This window comes from Flexistipes sp. (assembly GCF_036172515.1).
In the GTDB taxonomy this organism is placed as follows: domain Bacteria; phylum Chrysiogenota; class Deferribacteres; order Deferribacterales; family Flexistipitaceae; genus Flexistipes.
Genome location: NZ_JAXKVW010000001.1, coordinates 146,530 through 167,520, shown reverse-complemented (window position 1 = coordinate 167,520; position 20,991 = coordinate 146,530). Strand labels below are relative to the sequence as shown.

The following is a 20,991-nucleotide window of genomic DNA, read 5'->3' as shown; positions in this document are numbered from 1 at the left end:
ATTTGCAGTGTTAAAAGCGGTTATTACGGCAGATTTATTTGACTTAATATTACCAACAGCTTATACTTAATAATATTAATAGCTTACTGCGGGCGAAGGATGAACAATTCGGAAAATTCCAAATATCATGAAAAAGAATACACGCTTAAAGAAATTTTTGATGCCATCCCTCTGCCTTTGTTTTATAAGGATAACGAAGGCCGTTATTTGGGTGTAAACAAGGCTTTTGGAGAATTTTTCGGGCAACCACCAGAAGAACTGGAAGGAAAAACAGTTTTTGACATAGGCCGTGAAGATTTCGCCCGTATTTATTATGAAAAAGACAGTGAATTGTTTAATAATCCGGGAACCCAGCTTTATCAATCCAAATTGAAAGATAATGCAGGCAATGTACACGATGTGATATTTAATAAAGCTACATTTAAAAACAGGAAAGGTGAAATTACAGGAATTGTAGGAATTGTTCAGGATATTACTGAAAGGAAGAAAGCGGAAAGAGAAGTTAATGAGAAACAGCGTCAACTGGAAACCCTTATGTCCAATCTTCCGGGAATGGTCTACAGATGTCTCAATGATTTTGCATGGAGTATGATTTTTGTCAGCGGAGGCAGCTCTAATCTTACAGGTTATAGCCCTGTCGAACTTGAGGAAAATAAAGTGGTCTCATATGGTAACATTATCCATCCCGAAGACCGGGATTCTATATGGGAAGAGGTTCAGCGCTCTATAAAGGAAAATGATAATTTTATAACGAAGTATAGGATAATAACAAAAGGCGGCCAAATCAAATGGGTGTGGGAGCAGGGGGTGCTTGTTGGCCGGAACACAGAAGGCATTGATGTTCTTGAAGGCTATATCACCGATATAACCGAATCCAAAAAATATGAAGATGAGATATATACGTACAAAATCTTTATGGAGGATGCCCCTGATGCTGTTTTTTGGACGCGTAAAGACGGCAGGTTTGCATATGCTAATAAAACTGCGGCCGACAGGTTAGGCTATCCCCGGGATAAATTACAGGAAATGACAATTTTTGATATTGATACGGAACTTGATGAAAAAACGTGGAAAAGTATATGGGAGGAAGTCGATAACAACAGAAATGTGACTATCGAAAGGAGGCACCGAAAAAGCGACGGTACTTTTATGCCTGTGGAAGTTTCCGTGAGAAGTATAGAGTATGCGGGAGAAGTGCTTCATGGAAGTTTTGTCAGAGATATTACCCAAAGGAAAAAAGAGGAAGAAGAACGGCGGATTTTGAACGAACAGCTTAATCAGAGCAGCAAACTTGAAGCTATTGGGCGCCTTGCAGGGGGCATTGCTCATGACTTTAACAATATGCTTAGTGTTATAATGAATTATGCGGAGCTGGGAGTGCTGCAGACAGATAACTCAGATAAGTTTCATGAATATTTTGATGAAATAGGCAAAGCCGCACGCAGTTCGGCGGAAATTACAAACCAGCTGCTCAGTTTTTCCAGAAAGCAGAGTGGTTCTCCCAGAGTTCTTAATTATAATGATACCTTAAAAAATATAATAAATATGCTGAATAAAGTCGTTGGGGAAAATATCCGGCTTGAGTGGCGTAGTGAGCAAGATCTTTGGTATGTTAAAATTGATCCTTCACAGATAAGCCAGATACTGACAAATCTCTGTGTAAATGCGCGTGATGCTATAGGTGAAAATGGAAAAATCGTAATTGAAACCTGTAACGCTCATGTGGACGAGAATTATTGTAACACAAACATGAACTGTAAGCCGGGTGATTATGTAATGCTGTCTGTCAGTGATAACGGAAGCGGCATGAGTAAAGAGATTCAGGAAAAAATTTTCGAACCGTTTTTCACCACCAAAAAAAATGGTGAAGGGACGGGAATAGGTATGGCTACTGTTTACGGTGTAGTTAAGCAGAACGGTGGATTTATAAATATTTACTCCGAACCGGGACATGGTACGACATTTAAAGTTTACCTTCCGAGACAAAAAGAAGAAGATACCCCCATGGATGTAAAGGCAGGAACGGCAGAAGGAAAAGGGGAAAGAATTATGTTTGTTGAAGATGAACCGTCCGTTCTTGCTGTCAGCAGTAAAATGCTGGAAAAGATGAATTATGATGTGATAACTACAATTTCAGCATCTGAAGCTATGGAGAAAGCAAAACAATACCTTAACAGAAATAAAAGTATAGATTTGCTGATTACTGATGTTGTAATGCCTGAAATGAACGGGAAGGAACTGTCATCAAAGCTGTCGAAAATTCATCCGGGGATGAAAACGTTGTTTATATCCGGATACCCCAAAAGTTACATTACCGATAAGGAAATTTCCGAAAATCAGATTTATTTTCTTCAAAAACCTTTTACTGTAGAACTTTTATCGAACAAGGTAAATGAAGTCTTAAATGACGGCAACGAATAGTTTCAGCTAATTTCAGACGAGTACAGCGAGCCAGAAGATGTAAGTAAACAGGGAGAAAACGGTTGATAAAATTATTCCTCCGCTTGCAACATCGGGATCACCGTCCATTGAAGAAGCAAGTACGTAGTTCACCGTGGCAGCAGGTGATGAGAGCATAATAATCAGAACCTGCCCTGTCAGGGAAATTGATTCTGAAAAAGTACTGATTATAAGAAAAGCTGTAAACGGCATTACAAGCAGTTTTATAAGAAGGGTATTGGCAATTAAAAGTTTATTTCCCCTTATCATTTCACGTTTCATAGTAGCTCCGATACACAGCAGAGCCAAGGGAAGCGTAACTCCGGTTAAAAGACTGAGACTTTTATCTATAAAGTAATAAAACTCTATTTTTGCCAGAGAAAAAACTATCCCCAAAATACAGCCGATTGCCAGGGGGTTTAAAAGTGTATTTTTAATAAAGGTCCACATCCGGACTTTTTTGGAAGAATTCAGTGACAGGGAAATTATGGAAAGAAGATTTACCAAAGGTACGATAAATGCCATGAGAAGGCTCGCAATCATCAATCCTTCATCGCCGAAAGCGTAATAACTTACGGGGAGTCCCATATATGCATAATTTGCCCGGAAATTGTTCATGGCAAACGTCCCCAGCTGCTTTTTGCCGACATGAAAAATTCTGCCCACTATAAAACTCAGCAGAAAAATACTGAAAACCGTTACGCACATTACCAGAAAAATATTTAAATTGAACGAAGTGTATATCTCGGCCTGGGCAATTTTGTAAAAAAGAAGCGCAGGAAGTAAAACAAAAAAAATCAGCCGGTTTGAGGCATTGATGAAATCGGGTTTAATAAGATTGAAGAGGGACAGAATTTTTCCCAGTGCCAAAACAATAAATATCGGTGAAACAATAGAAAGTAAATGCAGCATAACATTGTGCCCTTTATAAATAGTTAATATACAGAAGATATCTTACTACTCTATAAAATAAAAGCAAAAAATTTCATACCATTAAAAGAGTGAGATAGTTAAGTAGTGAGAAAGGGAGATGGAGAAGTAGTAATTTGTTGAGTGTCAGGAGGCTTACTTAGCGCTTCTCATCCTCCAACACAGTTTTTACATATGCAAATAATTTGGAGGGCGTCAAAAACATAGGACGTTGCAATTTATATTATTTGTTGGTATTTTATGTTACATATATTTATCAGTCTAAAAACTGGTGCAAAATGTTCGGCGAAAATTTGTATCAGAGCATAAACTTAGTAAGGAGTTTTGATGAGTTCCGGTGATCCGCAATTTCCTTTAGGGCCTGACGAAGATAAAACAGCGAGGAATGAAATATTCTCCAAAGAGAGGCTTGAAGAAGATTTGAATATAACCCGCCCGGCGCCGGACGGACAGACGATCAGGCCGAAGATTCTGGATGAATATGTGGGACAGACTAAAATCAAGGAAAATCTCAGGGTTTTTCTGGAGGCCACAAAAAACAGAAATGAAAGCCTGGATCATTGTCTTTTTTACGGTCCGCCCGGTCTTGGTAAAACCACTCTGGCTTCAATAATAGCCAACGAGCTTGGAGTAAATATTAAGGCGACAAGCGGACCTGTTATAGAAAAACCCGGAGATTTAGCCGCTGTTCTGACAAATTTGTCAGAAGGTGATGTGCTCTTCATCGATGAAATTCACAGGCTGCATTCCAGTGTAGAGGAGATTCTTTATCCCGCGATGGAAGACTTCCAGCTTGATATAATTATCGGTCAGGGGCCTGCTGCCAGAACTATCAAGATAGATCTTGAAAATTTTACACTTATCGGAGCTACTACCCGTATGGGGCTTCTCACTTCCCCACTTAGAGACAGGTTTGGTATGATTTTCAGACTGGAATTTTATCAGGATGATGAGTTGAAGGAAATAATTAAGCGGGCATCGAAAATTATGGAGATAGATGTAGAAGAAGATGCGGCAGCTGAAATAGCCAGAAGGTGCCGGGGGACTCCGAGGGTGGCCCACCGTCTTTTAAGAAGGATAAGGGACTTTGCCGATGTTTATAATAACGGGATTATTGAAAAAGGAATAGCAAAGCATGGTCTTGACAGGCTGGAGATAGACGTAATAGGGCTGGATACATCCGACAGAAGGTACCTTAAGTCAATAATAGAGAAGTACGAAGGCGGGCCGGTGGGCGTTGATACAATTGCTGCCACATTGTCGGAAGAGAAGGATACCATAGAAGATGTTATCGAGCCTTTTCTTATTTACTGCGGCTTTATTAAGAAGACTCCCAGAGGCAGAGTTGCTGCCATCAAAGCCTACGAGCATCTTAATATTAAGAGACGGGAAAAACAGATTACAGTTGACGATCTGCTGAATGATACGGAATATAATAACGGAGAACAGGAATAGCAGCTGATGGCAAAAGTAAAAACTAATTATGTTTGTAATCAATGCGGATATATTACTCCGAAATGGTCTGGCAGGTGCCCCGAATGCGGCAGCTGGGGCAGTTTTGAAGAAAAATTTCCTGAAAAATCTTCTGAGTCAGCAAGGAGTAAAAAAGAGCCGGATATAAAAAAACTGAAGGATGTTGGCGGTATTGAGGTCAGCAGGTTTAAAACCGGTCTTGTGGAGCTTGACCAGGTGCTCGGAGGAGGGTGTGTAAAAGGGTCTGTAGTGCTGGTGGGAGGTGAACCCGGAGTTGGTAAGTCAACGATTATGCTTCAGGTAACATCGGTCTTTTCGTCAGGAAATATGGATGTACTATACGTTTCCTCGGAAGAGTCACGCTCCCAGATAAAGTTAAGGGCGGACAGGCTGCATTTAAAAGACTTAGATTTTGATATAATAAGTACCAATGATTTTGATGAAGTAGAAGCAGCTATCAGCAGCCATGATTATAATTTCCTTGTGCTGGACTCCGTACAGACTATTGCATCGGATGACTTAAAATCGCCTGCCGGTACAGTGAGTCAGGTGAAATATATTACTTATAATCTTGTAGAATTTGCAAAATCTACCGGTTTGACAGTTTTTATTGTTGGGCAGGTGACTAAAGAGGGGGCTATTGCTGGTCCGAAGATTCTTGAACATCTGGTTGATACCGTTCTTTATTTCGAGGGTGATTATTCCAAAGGTGTGCGCATATTAAGAGCTGTGAAAAACCGGTTTGGCTCAACAAATGAGGTGGGGCTTTTTGAAATGCGTAATGAAGGGCTGGTTGAAATCAGCGGGTTTGACTTTTTGGAAAATACCGACAACAGTGCCGGTAAAATAATGACATGTGTAATGGAGGGAACCAGAGCGTTTCTCATAGAAATTCAGGCTTTGGTCAGCAGCACATACTTTAACTTTCCCAAAAGAAATGCCAACGGTTTTGATTTAAACAGACTCCAGATGCTTTTGGCAATTGTGGAAAAAAGATGCGGAATCAACTTGTCGGGTGCAGATGTTTTTCTTAACGTTGCCGGAGGTCTGAAGGTAAACGAAACCTCCGCCGATCTGGCAATCTGTGCTTGTCTTATATCATCTTTTAAAGATACTCTTCCGCCCGAAAGTTCACTTTTTATAGGAGAGGTTGGCTTGACAGGGGAAGTCAGGCTGCCTGGCAACATTGACAGCAGATTAAAAGAAGCTGCAAAATTCGGCATCAAGACGGTTTTTATGCCCTCAGGCGATACCAAAAAGCAGGATATTAGCAAAAATGACAAAATAACCGGTGGTTTGGAAATAATAAATATTAATTATGTGAATGAAATTATAGAATATATATAGTGCTAAAACGGAGGTAATTATGGATTTAAAAGGTAAAAAGGCATTGATTTTCGGCGTTGCGAATCAAAAATCGATTGCTTACTCGATAGCAAAAAAGCTTAAAGAGCATGGGGTTGAGCTGGGATTTACCTATGCCGGTGAACAGCTGCAGAGAAGGGTTGAACCACTTTCTGAAGAGTTAGGAGGAGCATTTTGCGTAAAATGTGATGTTACTGATGATGCAGATATAGAAAAGACTTTCAAAACAGTCTCTGATAAATTCGGACATATCGATATTCTTGTTCATGCTGTGGCTTATGCTCCGGCCGATGATCTGAAGGGAAGATTCGTGGATACAAGCAGGGAAGGATTCAAAACTGCCATGGAAATAAGCGTCTTTTCTTTGGTTAATTTGGCAAAGCATGCTGAGCCTTTTATGAGTGAAGGCTCCACTATTATTACAATGACCTACTACGGCTCAGAGAAAGTTGTGAAAAATTACAATGTAATGGGAGTTGCAAAAGCTGCTTTGGAATCATCTGTAAGATATCTGGCTAATGAGCTTGGAGAAAAAGGAATAAGGGTAAATGCTATTTCAGCCGGTCCGATAAAAACACTTGCTGCAAGTGGTATTTCCGGCTTTAAAACAATTCTTGCCTGTATTGAGGAAAAATCGCCATTAAGAAGAAATATAACCGGGGATGATGTGGCGAATACTTCCCTTTATTTGTGCAGTGAGTTGTCCAGCGGAGTTACAGGTGAGGTAATATATGTTGACAGTGGATATAATATACTGGGGATATAAACTTAAAAGATTATTCAGCTTTTAGTTCGTATTTAAAAGACTCCGCCAGGATGGGCGGAGTCTTAAAGTTTGTCTGAAAAAGGTACTTTTTAAAAATTTATCTTATTGCAACTTTGTGCAGAATTACTTTGTTACCTTGTGATATTTCTTTTCTGCTGTCTATTATTTGAGCAGTTGAAGTATTTTTGCCGGAATGAATAATCTGTATCGTTGCTATTTTCACGTTCCTGATGTACCCGTCTTCTTCAATCTTTTGAACCACATTCAGAACATCGCCCTCTTTTACATTGTCTTCATAGCCAAGGTTAATGATACACCTGTACCCCTCTCCGGATATACGCATATTATTGGTCATAAAAAGTATAGAGCCTGTTATGTCTGAGTTTACAACTTTGTAGCCGGATGGTTCCGGAAATGAAAAATCCCTGTACCTGTCTGCCAGAAATGTTTTTTCTATCGGCTCAAAAGCATCCGTTATCTTCACAACCGAAGTTTTGTCCTCCACTTTGGTAACTGTGCCTACTCCGGCGGTTTTGTATATTATGCCGTAAGGTGTTTCCTGCTCAACGCTGTATATAGTAAGTTTATCTCCGGTGTTGATATCCCCCCGCCCGGCATTGATACGCACAATGTTGTTAGTTGCCACAAATGTTCTTTCCAGTTCGTTTGCAAGAAGTTCAAAAGACGGTCTTTCCGCCATTATAAGCTCAAGGTTATCTATATTTTGAAAGTCAACGCTGTAGTAAGAGAGCTTGGACTCATAGGCTTTACTCTTTTTGGAAACATTGTCTAAACCGTAGCTGTCCGAAGTAAGTTTTATTAATGAAGTATTATCAGCCAGATGATAGCTTTTTCCGCCGAAGAGGATGGGGATTACAAGTTTGTCTTCCGGAAATATAAGATCGGGATCATTAATATAGGTATTATACTTCCAGATAATTGGCCACTGGAAATTATTGTCGTAAAATTCCCCTGCAATATCCCACAAAGTATCGCCCTTTTCTATAATATACTTTTGCTGAGCAGAGGCTGCAGTAAAGGTGAAAAATATGCACATCAATAAAATTATTCTAAACATACTTTACTCCCACTTTGCCAAAAATTCCTTTGCTCTTGCAGCTACGCCGGAAGCCGGGAATTTTTGGGTAAGTTCTTTAAGTATTTTGACAGCTTCATTCCTGTTGCCAAGTTCATTATAAGCCAGCCCCATTTTAAGATAGCCGGCAGGAACTTTATTGCCGTCAGGGTATTCCCTGATCATTTGTTTAATATTCTCGATAGCCTTGTTGTAATTGTTTTGAGAGTAATAAGTTTCAGCTATCCAGTATTTTGCGTTGTCCGAAAGGCTGTCTTTGGGGTATAATGAAAGAAATTCATTAAATTTCTGCCTGCTTTCGTAATATTTACCTGATTTGAAAAGTTCATAGGCATAGCTGTACAGACTGCCTTTATCTGAAAATTTGTCTTCAATAATAACTATTTGATTGTCAGTCTGCTCAGCGGATTCATTTTTCGCATTCTGTGTTTGATTGTCTTCAGACATAATTTTATTATCTCCGGACTGCACAACAGGTTTCGATGTTTCCAAACGCTCTTTTGTCATCGAAATTTCATTAGTCAGATAGGTGACATCATTGTTAATATCTGAGATTGCCTGGGAATTTGTGTTTATTTTTGTTTTATTTACAGTGATTTTTCTGTCAAGCTCATCATTTTCCATTTTAAGATTGGCTATTGATTTTTGCAGATCCACTATTTCCTGATTCATAGCACTGATACTATTATTAAGAGCCTGGTTTTTAGGCGCACATGAAACAAAAACAATTAAAATTGGCAGAACTATCAAGATACGTTTCATAAATTTATCCCTCCAACATTTTTTTTACATTTTAAACGGATATTCAGAATAGTTTGTAAACAGATAAATCCTGACTGAAGAAGATTTTTTTCCGTTATCATCATAAATCCTTAAATAAATTTTTACCACACAATTATTGCAAATTCAATCCTGTGAGAAAGTTTCATAATATATTATATCGATTATGGTAAAAATTTACAATAAATTATGAAAATTTCTATAAATAAGGGTTAAATTATGTTATAAATTAATACTGCTAAACAGCAAAGGTAAAGGAGGATTTTATGATAAGCAAAAAAATGGAGCAGGCGCTTAATAAACAGCTGAATAATGAGTTTTTCTCGGCATATCTGTATCTTGCTATGTCAGCCTGGAGCGAAAACAGAGGACTTAAAGGCTTTGCCAACTGGTTTTATGTGCAGTACCAGGAGGAAAATTTCCACGCAATGAAATTCTATACTTACCTTCTTGACCAGGGTGCTGAAGTTGATCTGTTGAAGATTGATAAGCCGGAAACCAAATTTTCTTCATCTCTTGAAGTTTTTGAGAAAACACTTGAACACGAGCAGTTTATTACAAAAAGTATTTACGAGCTTGTGGATTTAGCACTCAGTGAGAAAGATCATGCTACAAACGCATTTTTACAGTGGTTCATCACTGAGCAGGTGGAAGAGGAAGCATCTGTCAATGAGATAATCGACAACTTAAAACTTGTGGACGGTCAGGGTAACGGTATTTTTATGATAGACAAAGAGCTTGGTACCAGGACATTTACTCAGGCTGATGCCGGACAGTAAAAACTGAATTTTATTTTAGGGTGTGGGGCACAACCTTATTGTGCCCCTTTGTTATATGTTTGAATGAACAATTCTTTACGGTTCTTTCGTTTCAGATTCAAGCTTGTCCAGCTTTAACTTTAATTCTTTCATTTTGCCGTTCAGCTTAAGAATATATCCGAAGATGGCAGCCCAAATTACCATGTATGCACTAAATAAAAACCAAAAATTCTTCATATTTCCCCCTTGTTTGAAGCGATTTTTTCATATCTGCGAAACATATGTTTTACTATCACGGTCTTGACCATCATCATTATGTACAGCAGTGTAAAAGCAAAAATGGATACAAAAAGAGCTGTAAGCATTTCAGGGGCAAGACCACCGCCGCCTTTCTGGAGTACATTCGGATGAATTGTTCTCCACCATCTTATTGAAAAGAATACTATGGGAACATCGATAAATCCAATAATGCCGAGAGCAGCTGAAAATTTTGCTCTTTTATCTTCTTCATCCAAAAATTTTCGCAGCATCAAGTAGCCCACATAGATAAACCACAGAATTAACGTTGTCGTTAATCGGGGGTCCCATGTCCACCATGTTCCCCAAATAGGTTTCGCCCATATCGGACCTGTAATCAAGACTATGGTACAGAAGATAATTCCGATTTCTGCAGAACCGGAGGCAATGTCATCAAAGATGTATCTATTTGTAAAAAGCACAAAAAAGCTGCAGATAAATGTTACAAAGAAGGCAAAAAAGCTTATCCAGGCAGATGCGACGTGAAAGTAAAAAATCTTCTGAATCGGGCCCATAACATTCTCAACCGGTGCGTAGATAAAGGCAAAATAAAGCCCCAGAGCAACGGCCAGAAAAGTCAGAGCATCAATTAGAGCATTTAGTTTCATACACTACTCCTCTACTATGTAATCGAAAATTGCAAAAATAACAGCGGTAAAAATTACGTCAAACGCTCCGATCAGTTTCAGCCATTTATAAGATTCGGCTACATCTTCTCCCAGTATATATATATTCATACACTGAATTCCGGCAAGTATGATTGGTATCATAAGGGGCAAAAGCAGCAAAGGGAGCATTATTTCCCGGGTTTTTGTTTTTACCGAGATTAATGAAAAAAGTGTCCCCAAAACCGCGAAACCGTATGTGCCAAGTGCAAGCACTACAATACTCATCAGGGAGTTGGCAAAGATATTAATATTATAAAAGACCATAAAAATGGGCACTGTAATTATTTCCATAATTATGAGAAAGAGAAAATTGGAAAACACTTTACCGAAAAAAACGGCACTTCTGTCAACCGGCGCTAAAAGAAGTGCATTCAGATTGCCGCCGGTGATTTCGTTCAGCATTGATTTATTGAGCCCCAGTACGCCTGAAAATATTATTGCCATCCACAGGATACCGCCAACAAGATTGTCTTTGTATGCGGCCCCCGGTTCAAAGATAAAGCTGAAAACGATAACCACAAGAAGTGAAAAGAGAAGCATGGAGACCACCACTTCCTTTGATTTCAATTCCAGTAGCAGGTCTTTTTCAACAATATTAAAAACAGTCTTGAGATAGTTTTTCATAAATAAACCTACGACACCTTGGCTAAATATATGTCTTCAAACTCGTATTCGGGGATATTTACCTTATCATCAAAAAATACGATTTTTCCCCTTTTCATAATGGCAACTTTGGAAGCTAAGTCGTAGCCTCGGTTAAGATTGTGAGTTACCATAATGATTGTCTTGCTGTGATTAAACTGTTCTTTGAGTATATTTGAAAGTATGTAAGATGCATGTTGATCAAGGCCGGTATAGGGCTCATCCAGGAGAATGATTTCAGGATCATGCAGAAGACTTCTCGCTATAGAGAGCCTTTGTAGCATTCCTCTTGAAAAATTTCTGACATAATCGCTCTTTCTGTCTGACAGTTCCACTTTATTCAGAATATCATCAATTTTCTTGTCTACTTCCTTTAGTCCGTATAGCTTACCGTAAAATTTCAGATTAGCCTCGGCAGACAGGTTTTCATACAGAAAAGGCTGATGTGAAATGACTCCGAAATTTCTTCTGAAATCGTTGGGCAGATCACCAAGCTTTATTCCGTCAAAAAAAATCTGACCTGAACTCGGCCTTGTCTGCGATGACAGAACCTTAAGGAGTGTGGATTTTCCTGCCCCGTTGGGACCGAATATAGAGAGAAATTCACCTCTGTCCAAATAAAAGGAGACCTTTTTTAAGGCCTCCAGATATCCGTATCTTTTAGTAATCTCATCAAGCTTAATTAGTTTTGATGTCACTATCTTTCCTTTTGTAGCTGATTGTGTACAGTCCGCCTGTAACCATCAGGGCGCAACCTATCCAAATCCATACTATAAACGGTTCATAGATAGCCTGTATGCCGATCACATTATCAGGTTTTGAATAAGAAGCAAGTATCAAATATAAATCACCTCCTGCTTTGGTGTAAATTGCAACCTCTGCAAAGGGCTGTTCGTTGTTTTTATAAAAACGTCTTTCCGGCGTCATTGTAACCTTGTAGCTCCCGTTCTTTTTTACATCCACAGGTGCATAAACGGAGACGTAATTCTTTCTCTCCTGCACTTTAAGATTTCCCACAAAGAGTTCAAAATCAGGTGTGATCCCTGTTAAAATTTCTGCTTTCCCGGCAGGCAGCGAATTTTTAAGTGATTGGTGCATATCAATTGTATTTCCCGGAGAAACCACTTTGTCTATTTTAACATTATAAAATGAAGAAGCTATAACCCCGTAAGCCATAATCATAACGCCAAGATGAATAATTAATCCTCCGTAAAATCTTCTGTTTCTGAAAATTATTCCTGCACCATTTTTTCTCATGCCGTTAAAAAACTGCAGAAGGATGGTAAACAGTGAGAACGAAGCAAAAGCGAAGAGTACAAGGGGGATAATTTTTGTATATCCGTATGCGTAAATTCCTGCGGTGGCCAGTACCATGAAAATAAGTGACGGCCAAAGTGCCTTTATGCTGGATTTGAGTCCGTTACGGCCGTATGGAACCAACGGGCAAATGCCGCTGAGTACGAGAATAGCCATAAAAAAAGGAATTGATACCTTGTTGTAATACGGTATGCCCACGCTGAGTTTTGAGCCGGCCAATTGAGAGAAAATCGGCAGGGTCGTACCAAAAAACACTACTGCCATAAGACCTACAAAAAGCCAGTTTGTGACAAAGAAGAGCCCTTCTTTGGAGGAAATGGTAAATTCACCTTCGTCTTTGATTTCATCTTTGCTTTTGAAAAGAAAATAGAGAAAAGCTCCGGTTGTTATAACGATAAACCATAGAAAAAAGCTTCCCAAAGAAGATTTGCCGAAACTGTGAACGGAATCGATGACACCGCTTCTTGTGAGAAAAGTACCGAAAATGCACAGCTCGAATGTCACCAGAATCAAAGCATATGTCCAGATTTTTAACTTATGTTTTCTTTCCAGCATTACAGCGGAATGCAGAAACGCTGTTGCAGTAAACCAGGGAAGCAGGGACGCGTTTTCCACAGGATCCCATGCCCAGTATCCGCCCCAGCCGAGCTCCACATAAGCCCACTGACCGCCAAGAACAATACCGATTGTAAGAAAAATCCAGGTTATTAACGACCATTTTCTTGTATCTTTTACCCAAAACCCCGTCCTGTCAGCTGTTAGAAAAGAAGCGACAGCATGACCCAACGGTATTGTGAATCCCACGAAACCAAGATAAAGGGTGGGAGGATGGTACAGCATCCCGGGATTCTGCAACAATGGATTCATGCCCATTCCGTCATTGGGGAAGAAATTGAGTTCTTTAAACGGATTGACTAGAAACGTGGTTAAAAGATAGAAAAAGGTTGAAGTTATTATCATGGTAAGCAGTACAGAGCTTTTGTACTTCAGAGAATAGTTTCGTATGCGGTAGAGTTCTATAACTGCGAATACACTGACGAGCCAACCCCAGAAAAAAAGGGATCCGGCCTGACCTGCCCACCATGCACTTATTTTGTAAATCATGGGCAGTGCCCTGTCAGTATATTGGGCCACATATTCCATTTTGAAATAGCCGGTGGCGAGGGCATATATCAGGACAAGGGTGGCAGCTGAAATCAGCCCGGCCTGAACAAGGAGAAGGCTGTTCGCCGTTTTCCCGTATAATTCGGAATTTTTATTAATACTTATTATGTAACAGATTATTCCTCCAATGCCGGCAAATAATCCTGCCAATTGCAATAAAAAACCAATACTACCCACATTTCACCTCTCTATTGTTTTCATAGTAGATAGCAGAATTTTTTTAAAGTTCAAGAAATTTAAAATGTGTATAAATATCCGTATATATTGATAACATTTAAGATGTCCGGCTGAGCAGAAAAAGTTCTTCTGAACTAAACAATTCCTTGTTTATCTTTTATTGCAGAAATTTGTGAAATAAGAAGCACGTTGACTGCAGGGTGTGTTTAATGATAGATTTGTATACAGGTGTAATAAGGATAATTTTATGAAAAAAATCTCAATAATCCTATTTGTCGTAGTAATGACTTCGGTCACAACTTTTGCAGGTGAGAAAAATATGCTTAAAAATAACGGAATGTTTATAACAAATAAACTTGAGCAGAGTGATATTATTTCTCTGAATGTTTTCATTAAAGGCGGCTTATTTGCAGAAAGTGAAGCCGATAACGGTATAGGAACTCTCTTTTCAGACGTATGGCTGAAAAGCGGAGATCTTATGAGTAAAGTGGAGTTTTACGGGGGCAATATAGATGCCGGTGTAGCCAGCGACTACTTTGAGTTTCAGATATCCATGCTTAAGGATGATTTTATTAAGATTTTGCCGTGCCTGAAAAAACTCTTTAATGATCCGGATTTCAGCAACGAAATTTTTGAAAGGGAAAAGGGATTGTTGATAAAAGAGATAAAAAGTATGAAAGACAGTCCGAGTAAAGTTGCTGTGGAGAAATTAGGCGAACTGACCTATGGTGACTTTCCCTATGAACTTTCCACTACCGGGCAGGTGGATTCTGTAAAAAACTTAAGTTTTAAAGATATAAGAAAGTATTATGAAAAAACTTTTAAGGGCAGTAATTTTATAATTTCCCTGGCAGGAGATTTTTCTGATTTGATCCGATCAAAAACGGAAAATGTGTTTGAAGGCTTGCCGGAAGGGAAACCTGTAAATATAAATTGCAAGGGTTCCGGTATCAGCCGTTCAGTTTATGAAGAAGAAGCTTATCCCCGAATAAGGCAGGCAAAACTATATGTGGCTTACGATGCTCCGTCTGCGGCCGATAAAAGATATTTATCGACAAAAGTCCTGACTGAGATAATGGGCGGCGGGATGAGTTCGTATTACTTTAATATTTTAAGACAGCAGAAAGGCTATGCTTATGCTGTCGGTGCTTTTTATCCTTCCCGGCTGTGTTCTTCCCGCTATATTACTTTTATCGGTCTGGATTATGACAATGTAAAGAAGGCTGTGGAAGATATAAAAGAGATTAACGCACAATCTGTGGAAATGATTACAGGTGAAGATGTAGAGAACGCAAAAAATTATATTTTAGGCAGGATTCTTTCAGAATCCCAATCCACCCAGAAAACCAGCTGGTATGCTGCATTTTTCGCGAATCTCGGCCTGGGGCATAACTACTTTGAGCAGTACATTGAGAATCTTAGGAATGTTAGTCTTAAAGACGTTCAGAATGCTGCTGAGGGACTTTTTAACAGAAAAAACACAACGTTTGTTTTAAAGCCTGAAAATAACTGAATATTTGCAATTAAGCATACACGTATATAGGTAGTAAGGGTAGTAGAGGTTCAAGGCTCAACGTTGAACTCCCCCCTGTCACACGTTACGCATTACACATCACAGCAATTACGATGCTTTTTCAAATTATATCTCCAGGCTCTTTTGGGATATATTTTTCCATGAGGATATATTTATCTCTCTCTTTTTTAGGAACACTGTTTTTTGACGGAACGTCGAGAATGCGTATCCTTTTATAATAATTCCACATGTCAATTTCCAGGATATCCCCGCTTTTAACACTATAAGAAGGTTTTATTTTTTTACCGTTAATCAGAATAAACCCCTCCTCGGCAGCTTCATTGGCTACAGTACGCCTCTTAATAATTGCCATTATCTTTAAAAACTTATCAATACGCATTATCAAAACTCCGTGTGTAGCAAAAATGATTAAGCGGGCCGTGTCCGCTGCCTATCCCGAGGTCGCGGGAGCTGTTTATAGTTTCATAAATATAATTTTTTGCCGTCTGGACGGCTTTTTTTATATCAAATCCTTTAGCAAGATAAGCTGCGATACTTGAAGCATACGTACAGCCGGTTCCGTGGGTGTTTTTTGAGTCTATTTTTTTTGAGGTAAAAGTTAACTCCAGATCTGTCCCCACAAGAATATCCTTTGCATATCTGCTCCTTAAGTGGCCACCCTTTAATAGAACGAATTCGCTGCCCATTTTCATCAGGTCTTTGGCAGCTTTGCTCATCTCCGCATCATTATTTATTGTACAATCCAGGAGAAACTCTGCCTCTTCTATATTAGGGGTTATTATGTAAGCCTGCGGTATCAGAGAATCTATCAATGTGTTTACGGCACTTTCCTCCAGCAGCCGGCTTCCCCCTTTGGCCACCATTACAGGGTCAACAACAAGCTTTTTGACTTTAAAATGTTGAAGCTTATCGGAAACAGTCCGGATAATTTCTGCAGTTGAAAGCATTCCTGTTTTCACACATGAAATGTCAAAATCATCAAATATTGCATCAAGTTGAGACTCTATTGAGCTGAGGGGCAGGTTGAAAATATCAGTAACTCCCTGTGTATTCTGAGAAGTTACGGACGTTATAACGGATGTTCCATATACTCCCGCAGCTGCGAACGATTTTAAATCCGCCTGAATTCCGGCTCCCCCGCCACTGTCAGAGCCGGCTATGGTCAGTGCCTGCCGCATTGATACCTCCTTTAGGATGCTTTTAGCATAATTTCATATGTATTGCTGCCCAGTAAATCTTCAATCTGTTTAAAGAGAGAAAGTGAGGGTTTTACTGCAAAATTTTCTCCGGCTTCCATACTTAATTTATATTTTGTAGGGTTATCAATTTCAAGTTTTACAGGCAGGGTTCCCTGATAACGGGTAATTATATTTTTTAGTTTACTCAGCCTTTCCTCTGTGAAGCCTATCATATTGAGTTTTATAAGCAACGAATCTGCAAGTGTTTCAATAGCCTCGTTGATTTCATAAATTTCTTCCACCAGAACAGATTCCTTCTCCTCATCACTGTTATATTTCCCTTTTACAATAATAATTCTGTCTTCTTCGATATTTCTGACATGCTCCCTGAATACTGAAGGGAATACCACCAGGTCAATAGTTCCCTCAATATCTTCCAGTGTTACGAAAGCCATCCTTTCGCCTTTTTTGGTGATATGGGTTTTTATTGCTTTAACAATACCCCCCAATGTCACCTGCGTATCGTCAGAATATCCGGAGAGTTCTGTAGTTTTCATGGAGAATAAGTCCAGCACAGCTGAATAGGTTGAAAGTGGGTGATTCGTTATGTAAAACCCAAGTATCTCTTTCTCAAACTTCAGCAGCTCGTTTTCCGGCATTTCCTCCACATCCGGGTAAAATTCGTCTTCATCGTCATCATCACTGTTTGCGTCTTTCAGCAAATCATCAATTGTAACCACACCTTCCTTTTTATATTTTTGTTTCTTTTGCCCCAGATCAATAGCGGTTTCCAGCACCTGAAGAAGCTGCCTTCTGTTTTTTCCGAAATCATCCAATGCCCCTGCTTTTATCAATGCTTCAAATACTTTTTTGTTTGCCTGTCTTAAATCAACCCGTTTACAGACATCATAGATACTTTTAAATGGGCCGTTGTTTTCCCTTTCTTCTACGATACAGTCTATGGCTCCGTAACCCACATTTTTCAAAGCACCCAGACCGAATCTTATAGAACCGTCGTCAATGGTGAAATCTTTGCAGCTTTTATTGATATCCGGAGGCAATACCTCTATCCCCATTCTCTTGCATTCTTCAATAAAAGATACCACTTTTTCGCCTTTATCGAGCTCACAAGTCATAAGTGCCGCCATATACTCAATCGGATGGTGGGTTTTCAAATAAGCCGTCTGATAGGCAACCATTGCATAAGCAGCTGAGTGACTTTTGTTGAAACCGTATTCGGCAAATTTCTCCATCAATGAAAAAATATTTTCAGCAATCTCCAGATCATAACCCCGTCCTTTGGCACCCTCTATTCCGAGATTTTTATCACCGTAAAGAAATATTTGTTTATGCTTTTTCATTTCCTCGGGCTTCTTTTTCCCCATTGCCCTTCTCAACAGATCAGCATTGCCAAGGGAATATCCACCTATTTCCTGGGCAATCTGCATAACCTGTTCCTGATATACGATGATTCCGTACGTTTCTTTTAGGATGGGTTCCAGTTCGGGCAGTATGTATGATATTTCCTGGGTTCCGTGTTTTCTTTTTACAAAATCATCGAGCATTCCACTTCCGATCGGCCCCGGTCTGTATAGAGCTACAAGGGCGATAATATCTTCAAAAGTAGTCGGCTTTATTTTTTTCAGCAGATTTCTCATGCCGGTACTTTCCAGCTGAAAAACACCTGTAGTATTTCCGCTGGAAAGCATTTCATATGTTTTTTTATCATCCAGCGGTATTTTATTGATATCAAGCTTTGTACTGTTATTCGTGTTAACCCGTTGGACTGCTTCATCAATTACCGTCAGGTTTTTCAACCCGAGGAAATCAAATTTAACCAATCCCACCTTTTCAAGTGTATTTTTCTCGAATTGTGTTACGACTTCATTGTTCTGCCCCTTACAGAGCGGCACATATTCCACCAGAGGCTTATCTGAGATAACTATTCCCGCCGCATGCATACCGGCATTTCTCAGAAGACCCTCAAGTTTCAGAGCGTGTTCCAGAAGTTCCCTGCCGTTTTCAACGCTTTCTATGTTCTTTTTCAGATCAGGGTCCTCTCTGATGGCTTTTTTCAAAGTCATGTTGGGCTTTTCGGGGATAAGTTTGGCGATTTTGTCGACGGTTTTCAGAGGTATCTCAAGTACCCTTCCCACATCTCTGATAACACCGCGGGCCAAAAGCTTACCAAAGGTAACAATCTGGGCTACACGGTCATCACCATATTTGTTTACCACATACTTTATAACCTGCTCCCTTTTGTTCATACAAAAGTCTATATCAAAGTCGGGCATACTTTCCCTTTCGGGATTGAGAAAACGCTCAAAAAGAAGATTGAACCTTATGGGGTCTATATCGGTAATCCCCATTGCATAAGCCGCCAGAGATCCTGCACCTGATCCTCTGCCGGGGCCTACCGGAATGTTGTTTTCCCTGGCATAGTTGATAAAATCCCACACAATCAGATAGTATCCGGCATAACCTCTCATCTTGATAATTTCCAGTTCACTGTTCAGACGCTCATAATATGCTTTATGTTTATCTGCAGGGATATCTGCAAGTTTTTTATGGAGGCCCTGTTTTGCAATATGTTCAAAATAACTGTTTGCAGAGTACCCTTCAGGAATATCAAATTCCGGCAGATGCAGATCGTCAAAATTGAGGGAAACGTTGCAGCGTTCGGCTATTTTAAGGGTGTTTTCACAAGCTTCGGGCACTTCTGCAAAAGCTTCCCACATCTCTTCCGGTGATTTTACATATAATTGATCGGAGTGAATTTCCAGCTTGCTTGTACTGCTTATCGTCTCCTGCATTTGGATACACATAAGGATTTGGTGAGCCTTGTCGTCCCCTTTGTTCAGGTAATGACAGTCATTTGATGCCACAAGGGGGATATCTGTTTCCCGTGATATATTTATAAGACCTTTGTTGACAATTTTCTGTTCGGCCATTCCGTTTTCCTGGAGTTCAAGATAATAGTCATCTTTTCCAAGAATATCTCTGTATTCCAGGGCAGCTTCTTTGGCTTTTTTAAAATCATTGTTCAATATGTGTTTCTGTGGTTCACCTGCAAGGCAGGCTGATAAGCCGATCAGCCCTTCGGAATGATTTTGAAGCACTTCCTTATCTATTCTCGGTTTGTAATAAAACCCTTCCAGCTGAGCTATAGATACGAGCTTTTGAAGGTTTTTCAGGCCCTTATTATTTTTGGCAAGAAGAATAAGGTGGTAATTCTTGTCCTCTTGTTTCGAGTAGTTTCTGTTTTTTCTGTCATCCGGAGCTACATATACTTCACATCCTATTATTGGCTTAATATTGTTTTTCAGCGCCTGGGTATAAAAATCGACTATTCCGTGCATTGTCCCGTGGTCGGTTATCGCAGCCGCTTTTACCCCCTGGCTTTTTAGCTTTTCCATCAGATCAGAGACTAATATGGCACCGTCAAGGAGGGAATATTGGGAGTGCAGATGAAGATGTACAAATTGCTTTTGCTGCATATAATTCACCTATTCCATATCTATTTTTACTTTTATTTTATTAACGTTAGTAAGAGTTGCCAGAGCTGTCAAATACTCTTTTAGCGGCCCTTGATATTTTTCCTCAACCCCTGTGATAACAACCTCAGGGCTGGTTTCAGCTGCGATGGCCAGAATATGGCTAACCACTTCATCTTTTTCTGCAAAGCTAAATACCCGGACATCCACATCCGGTTTATCATCGGACACTACTCCGATGAGTTCTTTGTTTGTGAAATTCAACGGCGGTTTGTTATTTGCACTCCGATAAATTTCAAATTTGGGCAAATCACTTTTTTTGTAGCCTTCTGTAAGTACCAGGTCAACATTGCCGAAAAATTTAAGAATAAGCTCTTCAACACTGTACTCATTATCACAAGACTGTATCAGGGCAAGTTTTTCAGCAGAAGAGATACAGACAATTTCTGCTCCCGCCTGCTTTAGTCTGTAGGAATCTTTTCCCGGTTTGTCTATTTCAAACTTATGAGCGTCATGCTTAATTGCGCCGATTCTATATCCTTTGTCAATAAAAACAGGAATAATTTGCTCCAGGAATGTGGTTTTTCCGCTTCCGGATGAACCAACGAAGGAGATAACGGGTATATATTTTTCCATTATTCAGGCTCCTTGATTAATATCGGGATAAATTAAATTTACATTTTAATATCTATTATATAAAATTAATATGTGTATGCTGCAATGATTAAAAATAAAAAAGTGGAATTGTTTTTTGTTTCCGCACTTTTATTGAATCTGCTTCCCTTCTCAGCAACTGCCCATCTGTTTACTTCCTTTCTGCTGGTGTTATTATTTTTAAAGAGAAGAATACGGGTTGTTGTACTTATACTTATAATATTTTTTGGTTTAGCAGAAAAGTATAGTTTCATAGTTG

General features: G+C 39.4%; 19 protein-coding genes. 6 read left to right on the top strand and 13 right to left on the bottom strand.

Annotation, left to right across the window (positions count from 1 at the left end; all coding sequences use genetic code 11):
• Positions 1–99: 99 nt before the first annotated feature.
• Complete coding sequence (locus tag UMU13_RS00725) at positions 100–2,421, top strand: PAS domain-containing hybrid sensor histidine kinase/response regulator (RefSeq protein WP_328216347.1); 2,322 nt, start codon at positions 100–102, stop codon at positions 2,419–2,421.
• A gap of 12 nt (positions 2,422–2,433) precedes the next feature.
• Here the strand turns inward: UMU13_RS00725 and UMU13_RS00720 are convergent, their stop codons facing one another.
• Positions 2,434–3,351, bottom strand: a complete 918-nt coding sequence (locus tag UMU13_RS00720; protein ID WP_328216346.1) for an AEC family transporter — start codon at positions 3,349–3,351, stop codon at positions 2,434–2,436.
• Between the two features lie 345 nt (positions 3,352–3,696).
• Here UMU13_RS00720 and ruvB point away from each other — a divergent pair, with 345 nt between their 5' ends.
• From ruvB to UMU13_RS00705, 3 genes are read left to right on the top strand one after another with little or no spacing between them, the layout of a single operon-like run.
• On the top strand, positions 3,697–4,824 hold the full coding sequence (gene ruvB / locus UMU13_RS00715) for a Holliday junction branch migration DNA helicase RuvB (protein ID WP_328216345.1): 1,128 nt from the start codon (positions 3,697–3,699) through the stop codon (positions 4,822–4,824).
• A gap of 6 nt (positions 4,825–4,830) precedes the next feature.
• Positions 4,831–6,189: a DNA repair protein RadA gene (radA, locus tag UMU13_RS00710; RefSeq protein WP_328216343.1), complete on the top strand. Its 1,359-nt coding sequence runs from the start codon at positions 4,831–4,833 to the stop codon at positions 6,187–6,189.
• A gap of 19 nt (positions 6,190–6,208) precedes the next feature.
• Positions 6,209–6,973 carry an enoyl-ACP reductase FabI gene (locus UMU13_RS00705; protein WP_328216342.1) on the top strand — a complete coding sequence of 255 codons (765 nt, stop codon included), beginning with the start codon at positions 6,209–6,211 and terminating at the stop codon, positions 6,971–6,973.
• Between the two features lie 97 nt (positions 6,974–7,070).
• Here the strand turns inward: UMU13_RS00705 and UMU13_RS00700 are convergent, their stop codons facing one another.
• Both UMU13_RS00700 and ybgF read right to left on the bottom strand, forming a co-directional pair.
• Positions 7,071–8,051: a LysM peptidoglycan-binding domain-containing protein gene (locus UMU13_RS00700; RefSeq protein ID WP_328216340.1), complete on the bottom strand. Its 981-nt coding sequence runs from the start codon at positions 8,049–8,051 to the stop codon at positions 7,071–7,073.
• 3 nt (positions 8,052–8,054) lie between these two features.
• On the bottom strand, positions 8,055–8,831 hold the full coding sequence (gene ybgF, locus UMU13_RS00695; RefSeq protein WP_328216339.1) for a tol-pal system protein YbgF: 777 nt from the start codon (positions 8,829–8,831) through the stop codon (positions 8,055–8,057).
• Positions 8,832–9,115: 284 nt separating this feature from the next.
• Between ybgF and UMU13_RS00690 the strand changes: the two genes are divergently transcribed.
• Positions 9,116–9,628, top strand: a complete 513-nt coding sequence (locus UMU13_RS00690; protein WP_328216336.1) for a ferritin — start codon at positions 9,116–9,118, stop codon at positions 9,626–9,628.
• Positions 9,629–9,703: 75 nt separating this feature from the next.
• Here UMU13_RS00690 and UMU13_RS00685 read toward each other — a convergent pair whose 3' ends face one another.
• From UMU13_RS00685 to UMU13_RS00665, 5 genes are read right to left on the bottom strand one after another with little or no spacing between them, the layout of a single operon-like run.
• On the bottom strand, positions 9,704–9,844 hold the full coding sequence (locus tag UMU13_RS00685) for a CcmD family protein (RefSeq protein WP_328216335.1): 141 nt from the start codon (positions 9,842–9,844) through the stop codon (positions 9,704–9,706).
• On the bottom strand, positions 9,841–10,512 hold the full coding sequence (ccsA, locus tag UMU13_RS00680; RefSeq protein WP_328216334.1) for a cytochrome c biogenesis protein CcsA: 672 nt from the start codon (positions 10,510–10,512) through the stop codon (positions 9,841–9,843). Before ccsA ends, UMU13_RS00685 begins: the two co-directional genes overlap by 4 nt.
• Positions 10,513–10,515: 3 nt before the next feature.
• Positions 10,516–11,196 carry a heme exporter protein CcmB gene (locus tag UMU13_RS00675; protein WP_303700004.1) on the bottom strand — a complete coding sequence of 227 codons (681 nt, stop codon included), beginning with the start codon at positions 11,194–11,196 and terminating at the stop codon, positions 10,516–10,518.
• A gap of 8 nt (positions 11,197–11,204) precedes the next feature.
• On the bottom strand, positions 11,205–11,912 hold the full coding sequence (locus UMU13_RS00670; RefSeq protein ID WP_328216329.1) for an ABC transporter ATP-binding protein: 708 nt from the start codon (positions 11,910–11,912) through the stop codon (positions 11,205–11,207).
• Positions 11,893–13,872, bottom strand: coding sequence for a heme lyase CcmF/NrfE family subunit (locus UMU13_RS00665; protein ID WP_328216328.1), 1,980 nt, complete (start codon positions 13,870–13,872; stop codon positions 11,893–11,895). Before UMU13_RS00665 ends, UMU13_RS00670 begins: the two co-directional genes overlap by 20 nt.
• 247 nt (positions 13,873–14,119) lie before the next feature.
• Between UMU13_RS00665 and UMU13_RS00660 the strand changes: the two genes are divergently transcribed.
• Entirely contained in the window at positions 14,120–15,385 is a 1,266-nt protein-coding gene (locus UMU13_RS00660; RefSeq protein WP_328216327.1) for a M16 family metallopeptidase, read from the top strand.
• Between the two features lie 121 nt (positions 15,386–15,506).
• On the opposite strand, the gene UMU13_RS00655 is transcribed toward UMU13_RS00660, so the two are convergent.
• From UMU13_RS00655 to UMU13_RS00635, 5 genes are all read right to left on the bottom strand, one after another.
• On the bottom strand, positions 15,507–15,785 hold the full coding sequence (locus UMU13_RS00655; RefSeq protein ID WP_328216325.1) for an RNA-binding S4 domain-containing protein: 279 nt from the start codon (positions 15,783–15,785) through the stop codon (positions 15,507–15,509).
• Positions 15,775–16,584 carry a bifunctional hydroxymethylpyrimidine kinase/phosphomethylpyrimidine kinase gene (gene thiD, locus UMU13_RS00650; RefSeq protein WP_328216323.1) on the bottom strand — a complete coding sequence of 270 codons (810 nt, stop codon included), beginning with the start codon at positions 16,582–16,584 and terminating at the stop codon, positions 15,775–15,777. Before thiD ends, UMU13_RS00655 begins: the two co-directional genes overlap by 11 nt.
• 11 nt (positions 16,585–16,595) lie before the next feature.
• Entirely contained in the window at positions 16,596–20,081 is a 3,486-nt protein-coding gene (locus tag UMU13_RS00645; RefSeq protein WP_328216322.1) for a DNA polymerase III subunit alpha, read from the bottom strand.
• Positions 20,082–20,090: 9 nt separating this feature from the next.
• Positions 20,091–20,714, bottom strand: a complete 624-nt coding sequence (gene mobB, locus UMU13_RS00640; RefSeq protein WP_328216321.1) for a molybdopterin-guanine dinucleotide biosynthesis protein B — start codon at positions 20,712–20,714, stop codon at positions 20,091–20,093.
• Positions 20,715–20,779: 65 nt separating this feature from the next.
• A complete protein-coding gene (locus UMU13_RS00635) occupies positions 20,780–20,986 on the bottom strand; it encodes a hypothetical protein (protein ID WP_328216320.1) in 207 nt (68 codons plus the stop codon).
• Positions 20,987–20,991: the final 5 nt, after the last annotated feature.

Coding starts and splice junctions, on each gene's coding strand:
- UMU13_RS00725 (WP_328216347.1), top strand. CDS start 100: ATGAACAATTCGGAAAATTCCAAATATCATGAAAAAGAATACACGCTT.
- UMU13_RS00720 (WP_328216346.1), bottom strand. CDS start 3,351: ATGCTGCATTTACTTTCTATTGTTTCACCGATATTTATTGTTTTGGCA.
- ruvB (WP_328216345.1), top strand. CDS start 3,697: ATGAGTTCCGGTGATCCGCAATTTCCTTTAGGGCCTGACGAAGATAAA.
- radA (WP_328216343.1), top strand. CDS start 4,831: ATGGCAAAAGTAAAAACTAATTATGTTTGTAATCAATGCGGATATATT.
- UMU13_RS00705 (WP_328216342.1), top strand. CDS start 6,209: ATGGATTTAAAAGGTAAAAAGGCATTGATTTTCGGCGTTGCGAATCAA.
- UMU13_RS00700 (WP_328216340.1), bottom strand. CDS start 8,051: ATGTTTAGAATAATTTTATTGATGTGCATATTTTTCACCTTTACTGCA.
- ybgF (WP_328216339.1), bottom strand. CDS start 8,831: ATGAAACGTATCTTGATAGTTCTGCCAATTTTAATTGTTTTTGTTTCA.
- UMU13_RS00690 (WP_328216336.1), top strand. CDS start 9,116: ATGATAAGCAAAAAAATGGAGCAGGCGCTTAATAAACAGCTGAATAAT.
- UMU13_RS00685 (WP_328216335.1), bottom strand. CDS start 9,844: ATGAAGAATTTTTGGTTTTTATTTAGTGCATACATGGTAATTTGGGCT.
- ccsA (WP_328216334.1), bottom strand. CDS start 10,512: ATGAAACTAAATGCTCTAATTGATGCTCTGACTTTTCTGGCCGTTGCT.
- UMU13_RS00675 (WP_303700004.1), bottom strand. CDS start 11,196: ATGAAAAACTATCTCAAGACTGTTTTTAATATTGTTGAAAAAGACCTG.
- UMU13_RS00660 (WP_328216327.1), top strand. CDS start 14,120: ATGAAAAAAATCTCAATAATCCTATTTGTCGTAGTAATGACTTCGGTC.
- UMU13_RS00655 (WP_328216325.1), bottom strand. CDS start 15,785: ATGCGTATTGATAAGTTTTTAAAGATAATGGCAATTATTAAGAGGCGT.
- thiD (WP_328216323.1), bottom strand. CDS start 16,584: ATGCGGCAGGCACTGACCATAGCCGGCTCTGACAGTGGCGGGGGAGCC.
- UMU13_RS00645 (WP_328216322.1), bottom strand. CDS start 20,081: ATGCAGCAAAAGCAATTTGTACATCTTCATCTGCACTCCCAATATTCC.
- mobB (WP_328216321.1), bottom strand. CDS start 20,714: ATGGAAAAATATATACCCGTTATCTCCTTCGTTGGTTCATCCGGAAGC.
- UMU13_RS00635 (WP_328216320.1), bottom strand. CDS start 20,986: ATGAAACTATACTTTTCTGCTAAACCAAAAAATATTATAAGTATAAGT.